Annotated in this window: 15 protein-coding genes; 2 read left to right on the top strand and 13 right to left on the bottom strand. The window is 47.5% G+C overall.

Annotation, left to right across the window (positions count from 1 at the left end; genetic code table 11):
- Positions 1-60 precede the first annotated feature (60 nt).
- Genes BLS69_RS22465 through BLS69_RS22455 form a run of 3 tightly spaced genes read right to left on the bottom strand, consistent with a single transcriptional unit; the run spans position 61 to position 2,145 of the window.
- The gene (locus tag BLS69_RS22465; protein ID WP_091036413.1) at positions 61-744 is read right to left on the bottom strand and encodes a hypothetical protein; all 684 of its coding nucleotides are present in this window, start codon (positions 742-744) and stop codon (positions 61-63) included.
- 34 nt (positions 745-778) lie between these two features.
- On the bottom strand, positions 779-1,507 hold the full coding sequence (locus BLS69_RS22460; RefSeq protein ID WP_091036410.1) for a polymer-forming cytoskeletal protein: 729 nt from the start codon (positions 1,505-1,507) through the stop codon (positions 779-781).
- 14 nt (positions 1,508-1,521) lie between these two features.
- Positions 1,522-2,145, bottom strand: coding sequence for a YhbD family protein (locus BLS69_RS22455; protein ID WP_091036407.1), 624 nt, complete (start codon positions 2,143-2,145; stop codon positions 1,522-1,524).
- Positions 2,146-2,420: 275 nt separating this feature from the next.
- Between BLS69_RS22455 and BLS69_RS22450 the strand changes: the two genes are divergently transcribed.
- Positions 2,421-3,209, top strand: a complete 789-nt coding sequence (locus tag BLS69_RS22450; RefSeq protein ID WP_091036404.1) for an alpha/beta hydrolase — start codon at positions 2,421-2,423, stop codon at positions 3,207-3,209.
- Positions 3,210-3,410: 201 nt separating this feature from the next.
- Here the strand turns inward: BLS69_RS22450 and argH are convergent, their stop codons facing one another.
- From argH to argC, 8 genes are all read right to left on the bottom strand, one after another.
- Positions 3,411-4,814 carry an argininosuccinate lyase gene (gene argH, locus BLS69_RS22445; RefSeq protein ID WP_091036579.1) on the bottom strand — a complete coding sequence of 468 codons (1,404 nt, stop codon included), beginning with the start codon at positions 4,812-4,814 and terminating at the stop codon, positions 3,411-3,413.
- 106 nt (positions 4,815-4,920) lie between these two features.
- Entirely contained in the window at positions 4,921-6,156 is a 1,236-nt protein-coding gene (locus BLS69_RS22440) for an argininosuccinate synthase (RefSeq protein ID WP_017692004.1), read from the bottom strand.
- 324 nt (positions 6,157-6,480) lie between these two features.
- Positions 6,481-7,446: an ornithine carbamoyltransferase gene (gene argF / locus BLS69_RS22435; RefSeq protein WP_047840650.1), complete on the bottom strand. Its 966-nt coding sequence runs from the start codon at positions 7,444-7,446 to the stop codon at positions 6,481-6,483.
- A gap of 199 nt (positions 7,447-7,645) precedes the next feature.
- Entirely contained in the window at positions 7,646-8,899 is a 1,254-nt protein-coding gene (locus tag BLS69_RS22430; protein ID WP_091036402.1) for an aspartate aminotransferase family protein, read from the bottom strand.
- 353 nt (positions 8,900-9,252) lie between these two features.
- Positions 9,253-10,092, bottom strand: coding sequence for an acetylglutamate kinase (gene argB, locus BLS69_RS22425; RefSeq protein ID WP_091036399.1), 840 nt, complete (start codon positions 10,090-10,092; stop codon positions 9,253-9,255).
- 44 nt (positions 10,093-10,136) lie between these two features.
- Positions 10,137-10,319: a hypothetical protein gene (locus BLS69_RS22420; RefSeq protein WP_091036398.1), complete on the bottom strand. Its 183-nt coding sequence runs from the start codon at positions 10,317-10,319 to the stop codon at positions 10,137-10,139.
- 92 nt (positions 10,320-10,411) lie between these two features.
- Entirely contained in the window at positions 10,412-11,650 is a 1,239-nt protein-coding gene (gene argJ, locus BLS69_RS22415) for a bifunctional glutamate N-acetyltransferase/amino-acid acetyltransferase ArgJ (RefSeq protein WP_091036396.1), read from the bottom strand.
- Positions 11,651-11,781: 131 nt separating this feature from the next.
- Positions 11,782-12,831, bottom strand: a complete 1,050-nt coding sequence (argC, locus tag BLS69_RS22410) for an N-acetyl-gamma-glutamyl-phosphate reductase (protein ID WP_091036394.1) — start codon at positions 12,829-12,831, stop codon at positions 11,782-11,784.
- A 331-nt stretch (positions 12,832-13,162) separates the two neighbouring features.
- Here argC and cls point away from each other — a divergent pair, with 331 nt between their 5' ends.
- On the top strand, positions 13,163-14,611 hold the full coding sequence (cls, locus tag BLS69_RS22405) for a cardiolipin synthase (RefSeq protein WP_091036391.1): 1,449 nt from the start codon (positions 13,163-13,165) through the stop codon (positions 14,609-14,611).
- 245 nt (positions 14,612-14,856) lie between these two features.
- Here cls and BLS69_RS22400 read toward each other — a convergent pair whose 3' ends face one another.
- Positions 14,857-15,765, bottom strand: a complete 909-nt coding sequence (locus BLS69_RS22400) for a YitT family protein (protein WP_091036576.1) — start codon at positions 15,763-15,765, stop codon at positions 14,857-14,859.
- A 134-nt stretch (positions 15,766-15,899) separates the two neighbouring features.
- Positions 15,900-17,013 (bottom strand): peptide chain release factor 2 gene (prfB, locus tag BLS69_RS22395; protein WP_124116498.1). Its coding sequence is split into 2 segments (ribosomal slippage): positions 15,900-16,940 and positions 16,942-17,013, totalling 1,113 coding nucleotides; the frame shifts between segments, so codons are not numbered across the junction.
- Between the last annotated feature and the right edge of the window lie 31 nt (positions 17,014-17,044).

Genomic DNA, 17,044 nt, shown 5'->3' with positions numbered 1-17,044 from the left:
CTCCATTCACGCTCTATTCATATGACTGCATTAGTATATCCGAAAAGAAGTTTTCGTTAATCAGTCCAAGGACCGATTGCTTTGCAGCAAAACTTCCGATTGCGGATGAATTTGCAGAGATGAACGGTATTCCACTGTACCAATCCGGCAGCCAGGACCGATTTTTATTTTATCGCCACGGACAATCTCGGCCTCCGTATTCTCTAATTCAATATCATCACCTTCGATAATCTGTGCTTTAAGAATTGATTTATTCCCCGTAAACAAGTCATTCAGCCGCCCACTCTTCACCGAGATGATGGAACCGCCCATTTCCTTGACCTCTGAAGGACCCATGATTTTGAGTGTCATGTGTTCAGCGCTGAGCATCCCCGCTATCGTCAACCGTCCGTTCAGCTTGATATTTTCTGCCTGACAATCCCCTGACAGATGAAGTTCACCGACCACTTTTATATGCTCAGCTTTGGCATGCAGGCCAGATACCTGGATTCCATCCTCAACATCGTTGCTGGCCTCTCGCTCTTTCAGAGTAAGGGTGCCGGTAATTTTAATATCTGTGGATTCAAGCGATCCGTATATGACCGATGTACCCGTACATTTGAATCGATCACAAGATAGATTGTCGTTAAAGGACGCGTCCCCTACGACCTTGATCTTGCCGTACACGCCACCAGAAGAACTGCCATCACCAACGATGCTGATATCCATTTTTTTGTCCAATGAACGCCCAGGATTGTTATTCATGTCGATCCCATCCCTTTCTCTCCATATCCAAACTTTAAATTTGCTGACTGCTGCCCACCTTGGCATCCTGATCTATCTCAAGTTCACCCGAATACTCGACCAGCCTGATGTTACAGCCGCGACCGATAAAAATGTTACTCCCCCGAACAATATCAGCTTCAGTATCTTCCAGCACAATCTCATCACCCTCAATTAAGGAAGTCTTAAATGAAGGGGTCCCGCCCAGACCAATACTTTTCCAAAATCCATTCTGTTGTTCCTTGCGACGAATATCGATACGCTCTCCGCCAATCTCTTTAGCCGAAGAAGATGTATGCAGCCTGATCTCCACTGTTCCCGCATTCAGTAAGCCGCTGATCTTAATATTGCCCCGTACATTCAGGGACTCACATTGGACATCCCCTTCAATATCGATCACACCGCCAATATCAATTCGTTCCCCATCCACTCTTCCACGTACGGTACACTTTCCGTTCACTTCAAGCTCAGGGCTATGGAGATCTCCGTTAATTGTAGTTAAGCCATCCACCCGAACACGAGAACTGGTCAAAGGGCCATTCAACGTACACATGCCGTTAATCGTTACACTCTCGGAGCTCAAAGCGCCGTGCATCTTCAATGTTCCATTCACTTCCATAGAGGTGCAGTCCAGGTTACCGTTCACCTTAGCCATGCCATCAATAGATACACGGTGAAAATTCCCTCCTGCCGTTTGACTTATGCCCGCCACATTCAGATCATTCCGCTTATTCCGCTCTTCCATAGATGATCCTCTCCTTATCCCAATTTGAGTTTTAATTCTTCCATAAATGTTCCCATCGGCTGCCTAAGAACCACTTTCACACCATTGTCAAAATAAAACTCCGTCCCTGCTGTTACCAGCATGAATGAAGGAACACCCATCTTACGAATAAGCACGAGTTCGCTGGGTTTGCCTGTAAAACGATAATAATGTTCGGACATCACTTCGATCAGCAACGCACCCTCTTGCCGAGTAATATCTCCGCTCATTAACAGCTTATCAAGGACGTAGAGCATCATAACCTGCTCCAAAGCATACAGCGATTGTTCCCGACCTGCTTCTTTCAACAGATCCAGCGAGATTTGTGAAACAATGTTTCGCTCTAATAGTAGCTGTGCAGACATCTCCACTTCACCCAATGTAGGTGAGAACACGTCTGCCAGCTCATCCAGCGATAATCCGTCTTTCATATTGAGAATCTTGTCAATGCGCAGTAAAATCTGTTGTTTTGGAAAAAAGGTCTCTTGTCCGGTGTAGGACGATTTCCGAATGAACCATTCTTCCGGAATGAGATTTTTCCGCTTCCAGCGGTACAACTGGCCGTATGAGATTCCTGTCAGGTCCAACAATTCTTTCTTGGAGATCAAATCATCCGTCATATATGGTCCCCCTTTTTATTGAAATGAGTGTAACATAACATTGTTACGTTGTAAAGTGCGTTAAAAATCGATAATCCAATTACATACTTCCATTTTAACCACTGGTGTGAAATTCTTTGTTTTCTACTGTAGATCTTGTTATTGCAATGGAAGAGTAATACGTATAACCTGTTACATATAAACACACTTTGGAGGCCTAGGCATCCGATTTCCATCCCATCGTCTCATGTCAGAACACGTGGTTAACGAACTTATGAAAGGGGTTTCTTACACTTATGGCACTTATTAAATGTGATTTTTACTCAGATACGCTCGGGCTTAGCACCAGCATGCATGTCATTCTGCCGCAACAAACCCACAATCAGATCGGTATGGAGAATGTGACCGGCAAAGGACTGCACCCAACCCTATACCTGCTGCACGGTCTGTCTGATGATGATTCCATCTGGCTGCGTCGCACATCGATCGAACGTTATGTGGCCAACCTCGGGATCGCCGTTGTTATGCCACAGGTACATCGTAGCTTCTATACAGATATGGTAGAAGGCGGACGTTATTGGAGCTTTATCAGTGAAGAACTGCCGGCACTTGCTCGTTCTTTCTTCCCATTGTCAGATCAACGGGAGGACAATTTCGTTGCTGGTTTATCTATGGGTGGTTATGGCGCGTTCAAGCTGGCCCTTCGTAAACCAGATCAATACGCTGCAGCTGCCAGTTTGTCTGGAGCACTCGATATGTCTGCACATATGGATAGAAACGCATCCTCAGCATTGCAACAGACTGAGTTACAACGTATTTTCGGACCAGAGGTGACAGGTACAGAGAATGATCTGATCCATCTGTTAAAAGAGAATCAATCTAGCGAAAGTCCTCGACCTTTGCTCTACCAATGTTGCGGAACGGAAGATTTCCTGTATGAGGATAATCAAACCTTCCGGCATGCCTGTGAACAAACGAACTTCGAATTGACATACGAGGAAGGGCCTGGTGAACATGAGTGGGGCTACTGGGATGCCAAGATCCAGGATGTATTGAAATGGTTGCCTTTGCCCAAGCGCGATTAGTCGATCATTGGGAGCTACTGAGGATAAAGAAGGCTGGTACTCCGATGACAGAACAACCTTCCTTCCGTTCGCGGTTGAGTTGAATATATTTAAAACATATCGCTGTAAAACACAAAAAGCAGGCCGCTGAGAACAAAGTTCTCTGGCCTGCTTTTTTTATTGTACTGTCGTATCTGTGAGATACCTATCGTAACCGTGACATTAACCGCGGTTCGTAATCCATTGCTCGGTGATCTCAAGTACCTTTTCACTGCGTCCGATGGCTTCAGCGACTTGACCCGAAGCTGTTCCGCCGTAAACATTACGAGCGTTCACTACCGCTTCCGGTTGCAGCACGTCATAGATCCGGTCATCGAACAGTGGTGAGAACTGACGGAATTCATCAATCGTCAGATCCAGCAAATACTTGCTGTTCTGGATGCAGTACAGCACTGTTTTACCAATCACTTCGTGTGCCTGACGGAAAGGCAAACCTTCGCCCACGAGGAAGTCGGCAATATCCGTAGCGTTGGAGAAATCCTGGTTGACCGCTTGACGCATACGATCTTTGTTCACTGTCATTGTTGCGATCATTGGAGCAAACAGTTGCAGTGCGCCCTCCAGCGTCGCTACAGTATCAAACATGCCTTCTTTGTCTTCCTGCATGTCTTTGTTGTATGCCAGTGGAAGAGATTTCAATACTGTCAGCAAACCAATCAGGTTGCCGTACACACGTCCTGTTTTACCACGAACGAGTTCAGGAACGTCCGGATTTTTCTTCTGAGGCATAATGCTGCTGCCTGTGCAGAACGCATCGTCCAGTTCAACGAAGCCAAACTCCGTGCTGCTCCACAGTACCAACTCTTCACTCAGACGGGACAAGTGAGTCATGATCAGCGAAGCTGCCGCCAGGAACTCAACGATGAAGTCACGGTCGCTTACTGCGTCCAGACTGTTCTCGTAGACGCCATCAAAGCCCAGTTGTTCCGCGACAAAATGACGGTCAATCGGGAATGTTGTGCCCGCGAGCGCACCTGCGCCCAGTGGCAGGATGTTAATACGTTTGTAACTGTCCATCAGACGCTCAGCATCCCGTTGGAACATCGATACATACGCCATCAGGTGATGAGCGAACAAAATGGGCTGTGCCCGTTGAAGATGCGTATAACCCGGTACAATTGTCTCGAGGTTATCTTTCGCTTGTCCAATCAATGCTTCCTGCAAGGAATGCAGCATACCTACAAATCCGACCACGCGCTCGCGCAGGTATAGGTGCATATCCGTTGCAACCTGGTCGTTCCGGCTACGGCCTGTATGTAGTTTACCGCCTACAGGGCCAATCGTGTCGATCAGGTTTTTCTCAATATTCATGTGGATGTCTTCGTCCGATACGGAGAATTCTACTTCACCTGCACGGATTTTGTGCAAAACAGTGATCAGACCTTCTTTGATCGTCTCCACATCTTCTGCCGGAAGAATACCACATTTGCCCAGCATTGTTACATGGGCCAGACTGCCCTGGATATCTTCCTCAGCCAAAGCTTTGTCAAAATTGATCGATGCCGTATATTCCTCAACCAAATGATTGGTTTGTTTTGTAAAACGTCCTCCCCACAGCTTGCTCACAGTGAGTACTCCCCTTTCGCTCATGGACAAAGCCGCTCCTGCCAGATGTGCAAGAACGGCCTGCCTTGTCATTTATATTGATGTAGCTCTAGTATGCAGGTTGAAATTAGTTTTTGTTTTGCTCCACGCCAGAGTTTACTTTCAAACGCAGTGCATTCAGGCGGATAAAGCCCGTTGCATCACCTTGATCGTAGGCTTGTGTTGGATCAGCTTCCATCGTTGCGATGTCCGGATTGTAAAGGCTGACAGGACTTTTCACACCTGCGCCGATGATGTTGCCTTTGTACAGTTTCACACGAACCGTACCTGTTACGTTCTTCTGGCTTTCAGTCACCAGCGCTTGCAGCGCCAGACGTTCCGGTGCAAACCAGAAGCCGTTGTAAACGAGCGTGCTGTAACGTGTGATCAGGCTATCACGCAGGTTCATCACTTCACGGTCCATCGTGATGGATTCCATTTTGCGATGTGCGGTGAACAAGATTGTTCCACCTGGTGTTTCGTACACGCCACGGCTCTTCATACCAACAAAACGATTCTCAACCATATCTACACGGCCAATCCCATGTTTGCCACCCAGCTCGTTCAGTTGCTCCATCACTTGCAGTGGGCTCAAGCGCTCACCGTTCAGTGCAACACAGTCACCTTGTTCGAATTCCAGTTCAACATATTCCGCTTGATCTGGTGCATCTTCAGGTGCACTGCTCAGCAAGAACATGTCTTTGTTCTCGTCCGCGCTTGGATCGAACCAAGGATCTTCGAGCACACCGCTCTCATAGCTGATATGCAGCAAGTTACGGTCTGTGGAGTATGGTTTAGCTGCAGATGCGGTTACCGGAATACCATGTTTCTCAGCGTAAGCAATCATCTCGGCACGTCCCGGGAACTGGTTACGGAATTCTTCCAGACGCCAAGGTGCAATTACGTTAATGTCTGGTGTCAGCGCAGCCGCGTTCAACTCAAAGCGAACTTGGTCATTTCCTTTACCTGTAGCGCCGTGAGCGATGGCCGTAGCCCCTTCTGCACGAGCGATGTCCACCATACGTTTAGCGATCAGTGGACGAGCGATACTTGTACCAAGCAGGTATTGTCCTTCATAGAGGGCACCCGCCTGGAACATCGGATAGATGAAATCTTTTGCGAATTCATCACGCAGATCGTCGATGTATACTTTGGAAGCGCCTGTTGCCAGTGCTTTTTCCTCCAAACCGTCCAATTCATCCTTTTGTCCAATATCCGCTGTGAATGCAATAATCTCAGCATCATACGTTTCTTTCAACCATTTCAAAATTACAGATGTGTCCAACCCGCCTGAATACGCGAGTACAATTTTTTCCTTAGCCATGTTCGATGGTCCTCCCCAAGATCAGTTAAGTTAAACAGAGCCTTCATACACTGAATCCTACGAGCCAGAAAACCCTTCCGATCACTGTTATCCCCAGATTTTTTCATTCCTTTATGATAAAGGGTAAAATCCGGGGATAGCCTATGCTTCCGATGCAGCTTTCTTTCAGAAAGCTTTCAGGTGCACGCTTCGCTTCTTCAGGCTTTTTCTGTCTCTCCGTTTTTGTGTATGCTTCTTGTTTAATTAACTTTTTAAAGTACATTATAGATGAATATATCATCGCGAAATCTGCGCCTAAAATCAACCCATAAAGGCAAACAACATCTATTCGCTCATTAATGCAGCCATTAAGGCTTTCTGTGCATGCAAGCGATTCTCCGCCTGATCAAAGATCAGGGAGTTCGGTCCGTCAATTACACCGGCACTTACTTCTTCGCCGCGGTGTGCTGGCAGACAATGCAAGAACATGTAGTCCGGCTTCGCGCCTTTCATCAGTTCCTCGTCCACTTGATATGCCGCAAATGCCTGCTCCCGAATCTTCTGCTCTTCTTCAAAGCCCATGCTCGCCCATACATCCGTATACACGATATCTGCATCTTTGGCTGCTTCCTGTGCACTGTACGTTACAGTCACTTCAGAACCGCTCTCCTGTGCGATAATACGTGCCTGCTCCACAACTGCGCTATCCGGCTCATAGCCTTCTGGCGTTGCTACAGCAACATGCATTCCCATCTTCGCTGCACCGAGCATCAGGGAATGTGCCATGTTGTTGCCATCTCCGATGTAAGCCATTTTCAGGCCTGCCAGCTTGCCTTTGTGCTCCAGCACCGTTTGGAAGTCTGCCAGTACCTGACAAGGATGCGCTGCATCGCTCAGGCCGTTAATGACCGGAACATCCGCATGCTCTGCCAGTTCAGTTACATTATGGTGTCCAAAGGTACGGATCATGATGCCGTCCAGGTAGCGGGACAATACTTTGGCTGTATCATGTGTTGTTTCCCCACGACCCAGTTGGATATCATTTTTGCTCAGGAAGAGCGCGTGTCCGCCCAATTGGAACATGCCCACTTCAAAGGATACACGCGTACGTGTGGATGATTTTTCAAAAATAAGTCCGATCGTTTTACCTTTCAACGGTTGAAAAGGTACACCGCTTTTCTGTTTACCTTTAATCTCAATCGCGAGATCAAGCAGATAACGAATCTCCTCTGCCGTGTAGTCCGTGAACTCGATAAAATCCCGGCCTCTCAGATCAATCTTCTGAATCTTTTCCGTTTGTTGTGCTGTCATGTATAATGTCCTCCTTATTTCCGGTTCCCTGCACCCGCATGGGCAGAAGAGATAGCAACGTTAACACTTTGTCTGGATGCTTCTCGAGTTTATCCATTTCCACCTTCTGCAAGTTCACCGCGCGGCTACAGGGATTCATCATCTCATTCTGCTTCGAGGCCTGTAATGGCCCCGAGACAGAAAGGTTCTCATTTTTATGTTAGGCTTTCGCCGCTACATGCTCTTCGATCAATGTGCCTACCAGCGATACGGCCTCGTCGATCTCTTCTTTGCTCACATACAGGTTCGGAAGCAAACGAATCACATTTGGTCCTGCAGAGACGAACAAGATACCGCGTTTTTGCCCAGCAAGCACAATATCACCTACCGGCTCAGCACATTCAATACCGACCAACAATCCCAAGCCACGTACTTCCTTCACAAAGGAAGTACCCGCCAAACGATTCCGCAGGGAGCTCATTAGGTATTCACCCATCTCCGCTGCGCGCTCTGGCAAACGATCTTCCAGCATCGTTTCGATTGTTGCAATCACAACGGATGAAGCAAGTGGTGTTCCACCAAATGTTGTCGCATGGCTACCTGGTGTGAACGCATCCCGCAGGAAACCTTTACCCAGCATTGCGCCTACAGGGAAACCACTACCGATACCTTTGGCAACGGTGAACACGTCTGGCTCAATACCATAATGTTCGTGTGCGAACAGTTTACCCGTACGTCCCATTCCTGTTTGTACTTCATCGACAATCAGAAGCAACCCATGCTCGTCACACAATTTCCGTACATGTTTGACGAATTCCAGTTCAACTGGATATACACCACCCTCGGCCTGAACCATTTCCAGCATTATAGCTGCTGTGTTGGGTCCAATTGCCGCTTCCAGTGCAGGAATATCATGCAAAGGTACGGTTACAAATCCGGCTGGCAATGGCAAAAATCCTTCTTTCACCTTATCCTGTCCGGTTGCTGTCAGTGTTGCAAGCGTCCGTCCATGGAAGGATTGGGCAAATGTAATCACTTCATAGCGATCTGTGCCTTTCACCTTCTGGTGATAACGACGTGCTACTTTAATAGCTGCTTCGTTCGCTTCGGCACCACTGTTACAGAAGAACACTGCGTCAGCGCATGTATTGGCTGTCAACAATGCTGCTGCTTTCTCCTGGCCTGGAATCTGGAACAGGTTGGACACATGCCACAACTCATCAATCTGAGCTTTCAGCTTGGCTCCAACTTTCTCCGGTGCATGGCCCAGGCTAGTTACAGCGAGTCCGCACATGAAATCGAGATAGCGATTGCCCTGATCATCCCACAACCAGCTGCCTTTACCTTTAACCAGACTGATTGGATAACGCGCATACGTTTGGAAAAGCGAGCTTTCCGTCTGTGCCGCTGCACCTGTTGCTGTTGCGCCCGCTACCGCTGTGCCAGAACCTGGCTGTTCGTTGCCTTTTGCCATGACCATATCACTCCTTATTGGTTGGTGCACGAGCAATTATATAAGAAACCTAATTTACACTAGATCACCCGATTGCAGAACTATCTTTCGAACGTATGCATACTTCCACTTCGATTACAGAACAACCTTCTGATCGCTGTTATCCCCGGATTTCTTTGATTAATTGTTTAAAGGTTGAAATCCAGTGATAAAGGCGAACGCTCCGCTTCTTCAGGTTTTTTCTGTCCTCTCCGTTCTCGCCTTTTTTGTTTCATCAAATTGGTTCTGCGCTCTACGTTATCGTGTAATATTAGATTTCTTATAAAAAAAGCCATGCACATATTTTTTATCTTGTATAAGAACCCAAATGAACCTTATTGCATACGGATGATTCTTGTTCCGATGATTTCTCCGCCTAGTACACGGCTCAGGATTTGAGGTTCGCTGCCGTCTACGATGACGACCTCACGTACTTGACCATGGATACAAGCGATAGCTGCACGTACTTTTGGAATCATGCCGCCATAGATTTCTCCGGTCTGGATCATGTCTTCAATCTCTTGTACAGATACGGATGGCAATACTTTTTTCTCGCCGCCTACGTTCTTCATGATGCCAGGAACGTCAGTCACGACAATCATCCGACTCACGCCGAGATGAGACGCCACTGCACCCGCAGCTGTATCTGCGTTGATGTTGTAGCGTTGTCCAGTTGCATCTACACCAACTGGTGCGATAACCGGCATGTATCCCATGTTCACAATTCCTTGGATAATCTCTGCGTTCACACCAGTGACATCGCCTACCCAACCGATCTCTGCGTGGTTTGTAACAGGTTTAGCCTGGATCAGACCCCCGTCCACGCCAGACAAGCCTAGTGCACGACCACCAACACGTTGAATCAAACGCACGATCTGTTTGTTGATACTTCCAGCGAGCACCATCTCCACTACGTTCAGCACAGGTTCAGTCGTTTTGCGCAGGCCATTAACGAATTCGGTTTCGATGCCAAGCTTCGCCAGGTTATCCGAGATCGCAGGACCTCCACCGTGCACGATGACTGGCTGTGTACCCTGAGACTGCAAATCACGCAGATCCGCAAAGAAAGACTCCGGCAATGCCGCCAGCGTGCTGCCTCCACATTTCATGACAAACATCTGTTTCTCTGTGCTCGCTTCCGTTGCGGTACTCTTGTTTGGCATTGTTGAATTCATGAGGGCAAGCTCCTTTCGTTCAAATATTCTAAAAGGCTTAACACTTAATTGATGCGATATTCGGTAGCTGACCGTTCCGAATCCGGATCGTTCTTTTGATCGCTGTTGTCTCCAGGTTGTTTGATTCCCTTTTTAAAGGGGAAACCCGGAGACAAAGGCGAACGCTTCGCTTCTTCAGAATCGATTCCGTCTTCTCCACTGCCTTCGCCAGTTATCTCAAAGACCAATAAAGTTCAATCCTTATAGATGTTTTACATATTTTTGCAAAGCAGCTTTTCAATCATGAAGCTGCTAGGTTAATAAAACTAAAAACAAAATATTAAGTGCGGTATGCTGCGTTAATTCGTACGTAGTCATACGTCAGGTCACAGCCCCAGGCTGTAGCCGTTCCTTCGCCGTGGTGCAGATCTACCACAATGCGAACTGTATCGGTCTGCAAATACGCCAAGGCCAATTCTTCGTCAAACACGACTGGATGGGACTGCGCGAGTACCGAGATATCTCCCAAACGGATATCTACGGTATCCGGGTTCACCGGTTGTCCTGCACGCCCTACGGCTGCAATAATCCGTCCCCAGTTAGCATCGGCGCCAAACATGGCGGATTTCACCAGACTGGACCCGATGACAGTTTTGGCAATGGCTTGCGCGGATTCATCACTTACCGCACCTGTAACTTCTACCTCGACCAGCTTGGTTGCTCCTTCACCATCGCGAGCAATGGCTTTGGCCAACACTTGGCATACATAGGTGAAGCCTGCTGCAAAAGCGTCCCAATCCGGGTGCTCTGTGGTCAGCTCTTCATTGCCTGCATATCCGCTGGACATAGCTACCAGCATGTCGTTTGTACTCGTATCTCCATCTACGGTAATCATGTTAAATGTATGATTGGTTGCCTGGCGCAGTAGGCGCTGCAACGCTTCTGCACCAATGACCGCGTCAGAGGTCATGAAAGCGAGCATTGTCGCCATATTCGGATGAATCATACCCGAGCCTTTGGCGGCTCCCGCAATCGTAACCGTTTTGCCGTCAACCAGAACGGAGACGCAAGCTTCCTTTTTCACCAAATCCGTTGTCAGAATCGCTTGTGAAAATTGTTCCGCCTCATTCGACTCCTTGCCCATATGCGCTGGAAGGCCGGTGATGCCTGAATGTACTGCATCCATCTTGAGCAATTCCCCAATGACACCTGTGGATGCCACAGCCACGTCCTCTTCTGCCACACCCAGCTCCCGCGCAGCGGCCGAACGCATCGCATAAGCATCTTCTTCCCCTTGTTGCCCTGTACATGCATTGGCATTACCACTGTTAACGATAACAGCCTGAAGGCGTCCATTACTCAAGCTTTCGCGTGTTACTTTGAGTGGTGCGGCCTGAAACACATTCGTTGTGTATACAGCAGCAGCTGTAGCCGGTACATCACATCGGATCGCTCCGATGTCATTACGAGATGTCTTTTTCAATCCGCAGTGAAGTCCACCAGCAGTGAATCCCCCAGGGGTTACAATTGTTCCGTTCTCAACCACGGTAAAGTTCTGTTGCTCCACATTCGTTCCCATATCATATCCCCCGTATGCGTTCAGCTATATGCCGATGATCCGCCTGCCTAACCTGATCCGTTCTCCCTAGAAGACTCTGAGAGAGCACTTTTACACCGAATGTTCAAGTGCTCCTCCTGAATTCCAATCCCTTATGGATATACCGGTGTCATGTTCAGCCCGAGGTTCTCCTCCCATCCCATCATCAGGTTCATATTTTGAATTGCTTGCCCGGATGCACCCTTCACCAGGTTGTCGATGACCGAAATAATCGTCAAACGCCCTGTGCGAGGATCCACCGCAAATCCGATATCACAATAGTTGGATCCGTACACTTCTTTGGTCGAAGGCCAGATGCCCGGTTCACGTACACGTACAAAAGGTCTGTTCTCATAATATTTACGATACAAATCTACGATCTCCCGGTCGCTGTGTTCCCCAATGAGTTTTGCATACATCGTACTCATGATTCCACGTGTCATTGGCACCAGATGTGTTGTGAAAGTGACCGTAACAGGCGTTCCTGTTATATCACCAAGCACTTGTTCAATCTCGGGAATATGTTGGTGTTTGTTCAGTTTATAGGCTTTGAAATTTTCATTCATCTCTGCATAATGGTTGGTCAGACTTGTTCCGCGTCCCGCTCCGGATACGCCTGATTTGGCATCAATAATAATAGTAGAAGGATCAATCCAACCTGCCTCTACTGCAGGGATCAGTCCAAGAAGTGTAGCCGTTGGATAACAGCCCGGGTTCGATATAAAATTCTGCCCCTTCACTTCTTCGCCATACACTTCAGCCATGCCGTATACCGCTTGTTCCAGCAAATCAGCTGAAGGAGCCGGATGTTTGTACCACTCTTCGTACACTGTTCCATCTTTGAGTCTGAAATCGCCAGACAGGTCAATGACCTTAAGGCCTGCTGCCAGCAAGCTTGGTACGAGCTTTGCACTTACGCCGGACGGGGTCGCTGTGAATACCAGATCCGCACGACTCGCAATTTCAGCCGGATCTACACCGTCGAGTGGCCTGTGAATCACGCCCGTCAAATGCGGAAATCCATCTGCGATGGACTCACCACTGCTCGATGATGAGATCACCGATGTGATTTCAACCTGCGGATGGTTCTGGAAAAAACGAATCAGTTCCACCCCGCCGTAGCCGGTGGAACCGACGATTGCTACTTTTAATTTGTTATTCACTCTCGCTCCCCCAATCTCGATGTATGCGCTACTTGTGCTATGCCCTTGCATGAATGAGGCCCGAACACAGCAATTCCGTCGCTTATATGCATATTTGTGTATTATTATACGACTCTGGTTATATAAATACAACACTCTATCATCAATTTCACATGGATTTCCATCCAATCCGAACATATCTTTATTTAACATCCGGGACGAATAGGTATACTTCTGTTAAAATACGTATTAGTAGGAAACATTACAATCAGGGTCTCATTCATAACTAACCTGCTAGTCAAGGACATATGAATAGATTCATGATGGTCATTATGAGACGTGGGGGACTATAGTGCATATCGAATCCATTTTACTTATTGTGCTCCTAGGCCTGAATATTATTTTTGCGGCAGCAGTCGTTTTCTTCGAACGGAAGGATGCCAGCGCTTCCTGGGCTTGGCTGCTCGTCTTGAACTTTATTCCGGTGTTTGGGTTTGTACTTTATCTTTTAACCGGTCAGAATCTGACCCGATACCGGCTTTTCCAGTGGAAAGAACGTAAGAAGCTCGGGCTAGAGGAACGTATTGAAGCCCAGCTCACGCAGTTGCACGATAACCGCACCCCTTTCCGCAACCAAGCAACCGAGAGTAGCCAGGACATGATTTATATGAACCTGAAGCAGAACGGTGCTCTGTTAACGGAGGATAATGCGGTTGAGATCATTACGGACGGAACAGACAAGTTCCAACGGCTCTTGGACGACATCGAAGCGGCTCAGGATCACGTGCACGTACAATACTACATTTATAGAGGCGACCGTCTGGGCAAAAGAATTCGGGATGCACTTATCCGCAAAGCGCGGGAAGGCATCAAAGTTCGTTTGCTGTATGACGCGCTCGGATCACGGCGGGTTTCGAAACGCTTTTTCAAAGAATTGCGCGAAGCAGGCGGTTTGGTTGAAGTCTTTTTCCCCTCCAAATTCAGTCTGATCAACTTGCGTATGAACTACCGGAACCACCGGAAGATTGTCATCATTGATGGTAACCTTGGGTACACGGGCGGGTTTAATGTGGGAGATGAGTATCTCGGCTTGAACTCGAAATTCGGTTACTGGCGTGACACACATCTGCGTATTCAGGGGAATGCCGTTCATGCGCTGCAGACCCGGTTCCTCCTGGATTGGAATGAAGCTTCCAAGCAACACGACACGCCTTACGTTCCGGCGCATTTCCCACATATCGAGGGTACAGGAAAGATTGCCATGCAGATTGTCTCTAGTGGACCGGATGCAGAGACCGAGCATATCAAGAACAGTTATCTCAAGATGATTAATGGTGCCAAACATTCGATTCTGATTCAAACACCTTATTTTATCCCGGATGCCAGTGTATTCGAAGCTATTCGTCTCGCGTGTCTGTCCGGCATAGATGTTCGCATCATGATTCCAAATAAACCCGACCATGCCTTTGTATATTGGGCTACGTTATCTTATATTGGTGAGTTGTTAAAAGTTGGCGCCAAAGTATTTATATATGATAATGGCTTCATTCATGCCAAAACACTTATCATTGACAGTTTGGTTGCATCCGTGGGAACCGCCAATATTGACTACCGCAGTTTCCGGTTAAACTTTGAGGTTAATGCTTTTATGTATGATGAAACGATTGCGACAGCGCTTGTACAAACCTTTGAGCACGACTTGCTTGTATCACGTGAAATGACGCTCGATGAATACCAAAAACGCAGTCTGATTATCCGCTTCAAAGAAGCCATTTCCCGTCTGTTATCTCCGATTCTGTAGTGGTGGCACTCCGATGACAGAACATGCTTCCGAAGTAGCTTTCTTTCAGAAAGCTTTTAGGCGAACGTTCCACTTCTTCAGGATATTTCTGTCCTCTCCGTTATGTGAAATATTAAGTTAAACTTTTAATAAGAGAAAAGCAGGCACTCCCTCTCCGTCATCTTAGAGAAGGATGTACCTGCTTTTTTTGATACAGTCATATCTTATTAAGCCTACACGGCTCATTCGCTATTTTTCACACCCGTTCACACATGTTCTCCCCGCTTAAAACCTTCGCCGAGCACTTCGTGCGCGTTACTGATAATGACAAAAGCTCCCGGGTCCACAGACCGGATTAACGCTTTGAGTCTTGGTACCTCATTTTGCCCAACCACGACCATCAGTACCGTTCGTTGATCGTCAGTGTAACCGCCTTTGGCCTCGAGCTTTGTTAATCCACGATCCAGATCATCCAGAATCACTTTGCTAATCGCTTCTGTTTGGTTGGAGATAATATACGCCACCTTGGAAAAGCCTAGGCCCATCTCAACGGCATCGATCACTTTACCGGTAACATACAACCCAATCAGCGCATAGAGGGATTGCTCCAAGGACAACACAAATGCAGCCATAATAATAACCGTAGCATCCATAATTACGACACACAGAGAATAACTCAGTCCACTGTATTTCTGTACGATTCTGGCAAGAATGCTCATGCCACCTGTCGATCCTCTACCGCGGTATACAATTCCAATCCCTAAACCAACGCCAATCCCACCATACAGTGAACCAAGTAGCGGATTCGTTGTTGGAATGGCCCAATCCTTCGTGAGATAGACTAACAGTGGCAGGACAATACTTCCCAATACGGAGCGAACACCATACTGTTTGCCAATGAGCAGGAAACCCGCAATCAAAAGTGGGATATTAATTGCCCATTGGGTATATGCCGGCTCCCAATTAAGCCATTCCTTGCCCAGAATTGATAACCCGGACACCCCACCCGATGCGATCTGATTCGGTAATAAAAATAAATTAAAGGCCACTGCAATTAAAAACGAACCTAAAATGATAGATACCGTGTCCACGACGTTTCTCCATGGACCATTGAGTGGAATGAGGCTAGTTATCCTCTTTTTGCGGCTGTTGTGAAGTTGTGATCGTTGTTGCATGTTCTCGTGCTCTCCTTTGTTGTGACTGATCAATTGTTCGCTCATTTTTTCTATATCCTATAAAATAATTCAAAAAAAAGCTCCCGTATACACCAGCATACGCCTACACGCATGGGTCCATACAGGAACTTATATTAATCGGTTTCTACTTTAATCTGGCTACGCAAATAACCATCGATGAATGCATCGAGGTCGCCGTCCATTACTGCCCCTGTATTTCCAGTCTCTACGCTTGTACGGTGATCCTTTACCATACTATAGGGATGGAACACATAGGAGCGAATCTGGCTACCCCATGAAATATCCGACTGATCCCCTCGGATTTCATCCAGCTGTTGTTTTTGCTCTTCAATTTTACGCTCATACAATTTCGAACGGAGCATCGTCATCGCTCGCTCACGGTTCTTGATCTGTGAACGTTCATTCTGACATGTTACAACTACACCTGTTGGTAAGTGAGTAATCCGTACGGCAGAGTCGGTGGTATTGATGTGCTGTCCACCCGCGCCACTCGCCCGGTACGTATCGATCTTGAGATCCTCTGTACGGATGTCCAGTTCAATCGTATCATCAATCTCCGGTACCACATCACAGGATACGAAGGACGTATGTCTACGGCCCGATGAGTCAAAAGGTGAGATCCGCACCAGTCGGTGTACACCCTTCTCGGCTTTCAGATAACCATAAGCGTTATGTCCCTTGATCGACAACGTAACACTCTTGATCCCAGCCTCATCACCTGGCAGATAATCCAGTACCTCAACCTTGAAGCCGCGCTTCTCGGACCAACGCGTGTACATCCGGAGCAGCATCTGTCCCCAGTCCTGGGACTCGGTACCACCCGCACCCGGGTGAAGCTCCAGAATCGCGTTCATCTTGTCATATGGTTGATTCAGGAGAAGCTGAAGTTCGAACTCTGCCACCTTATTCACGATCGCGGTAATACTGTTACCAATCTCGGTAGCGAGGTCTTCGTCGCCTTCTTCGTCCGCCAGTTCGATCATCATCACTGCATCATCATAGTCCTGTTGGAGTTTGGTGTATTGATCCACAGATCCTTTCACCGCATTTAGCTCAGCGATTACGGATTGCGCCTTGTCACTATCGTCCCAGAAATCCGGGGCAGACATCTTCACTTCGAAGTTGCCAATCATCTCTTGCTTCAGATCTAAGTCAAAGAGACCCCCTAAGGTTTGTTAGTTTCTTGCCTATTTCACGCAGGTCATGCTTCACGTTTGGATCGATCATGTGCAATTCCTCTTTTCATTAAGATAAGCTC

The organism is Paenibacillus sp. CF095 (genome assembly GCF_900101225.1).
Taxonomy (GTDB): domain Bacteria; phylum Bacillota; class Bacilli; order Paenibacillales; family Paenibacillaceae; genus Paenibacillus.
This window is presented reverse-complemented; position numbering and strand designations above follow the sequence as displayed.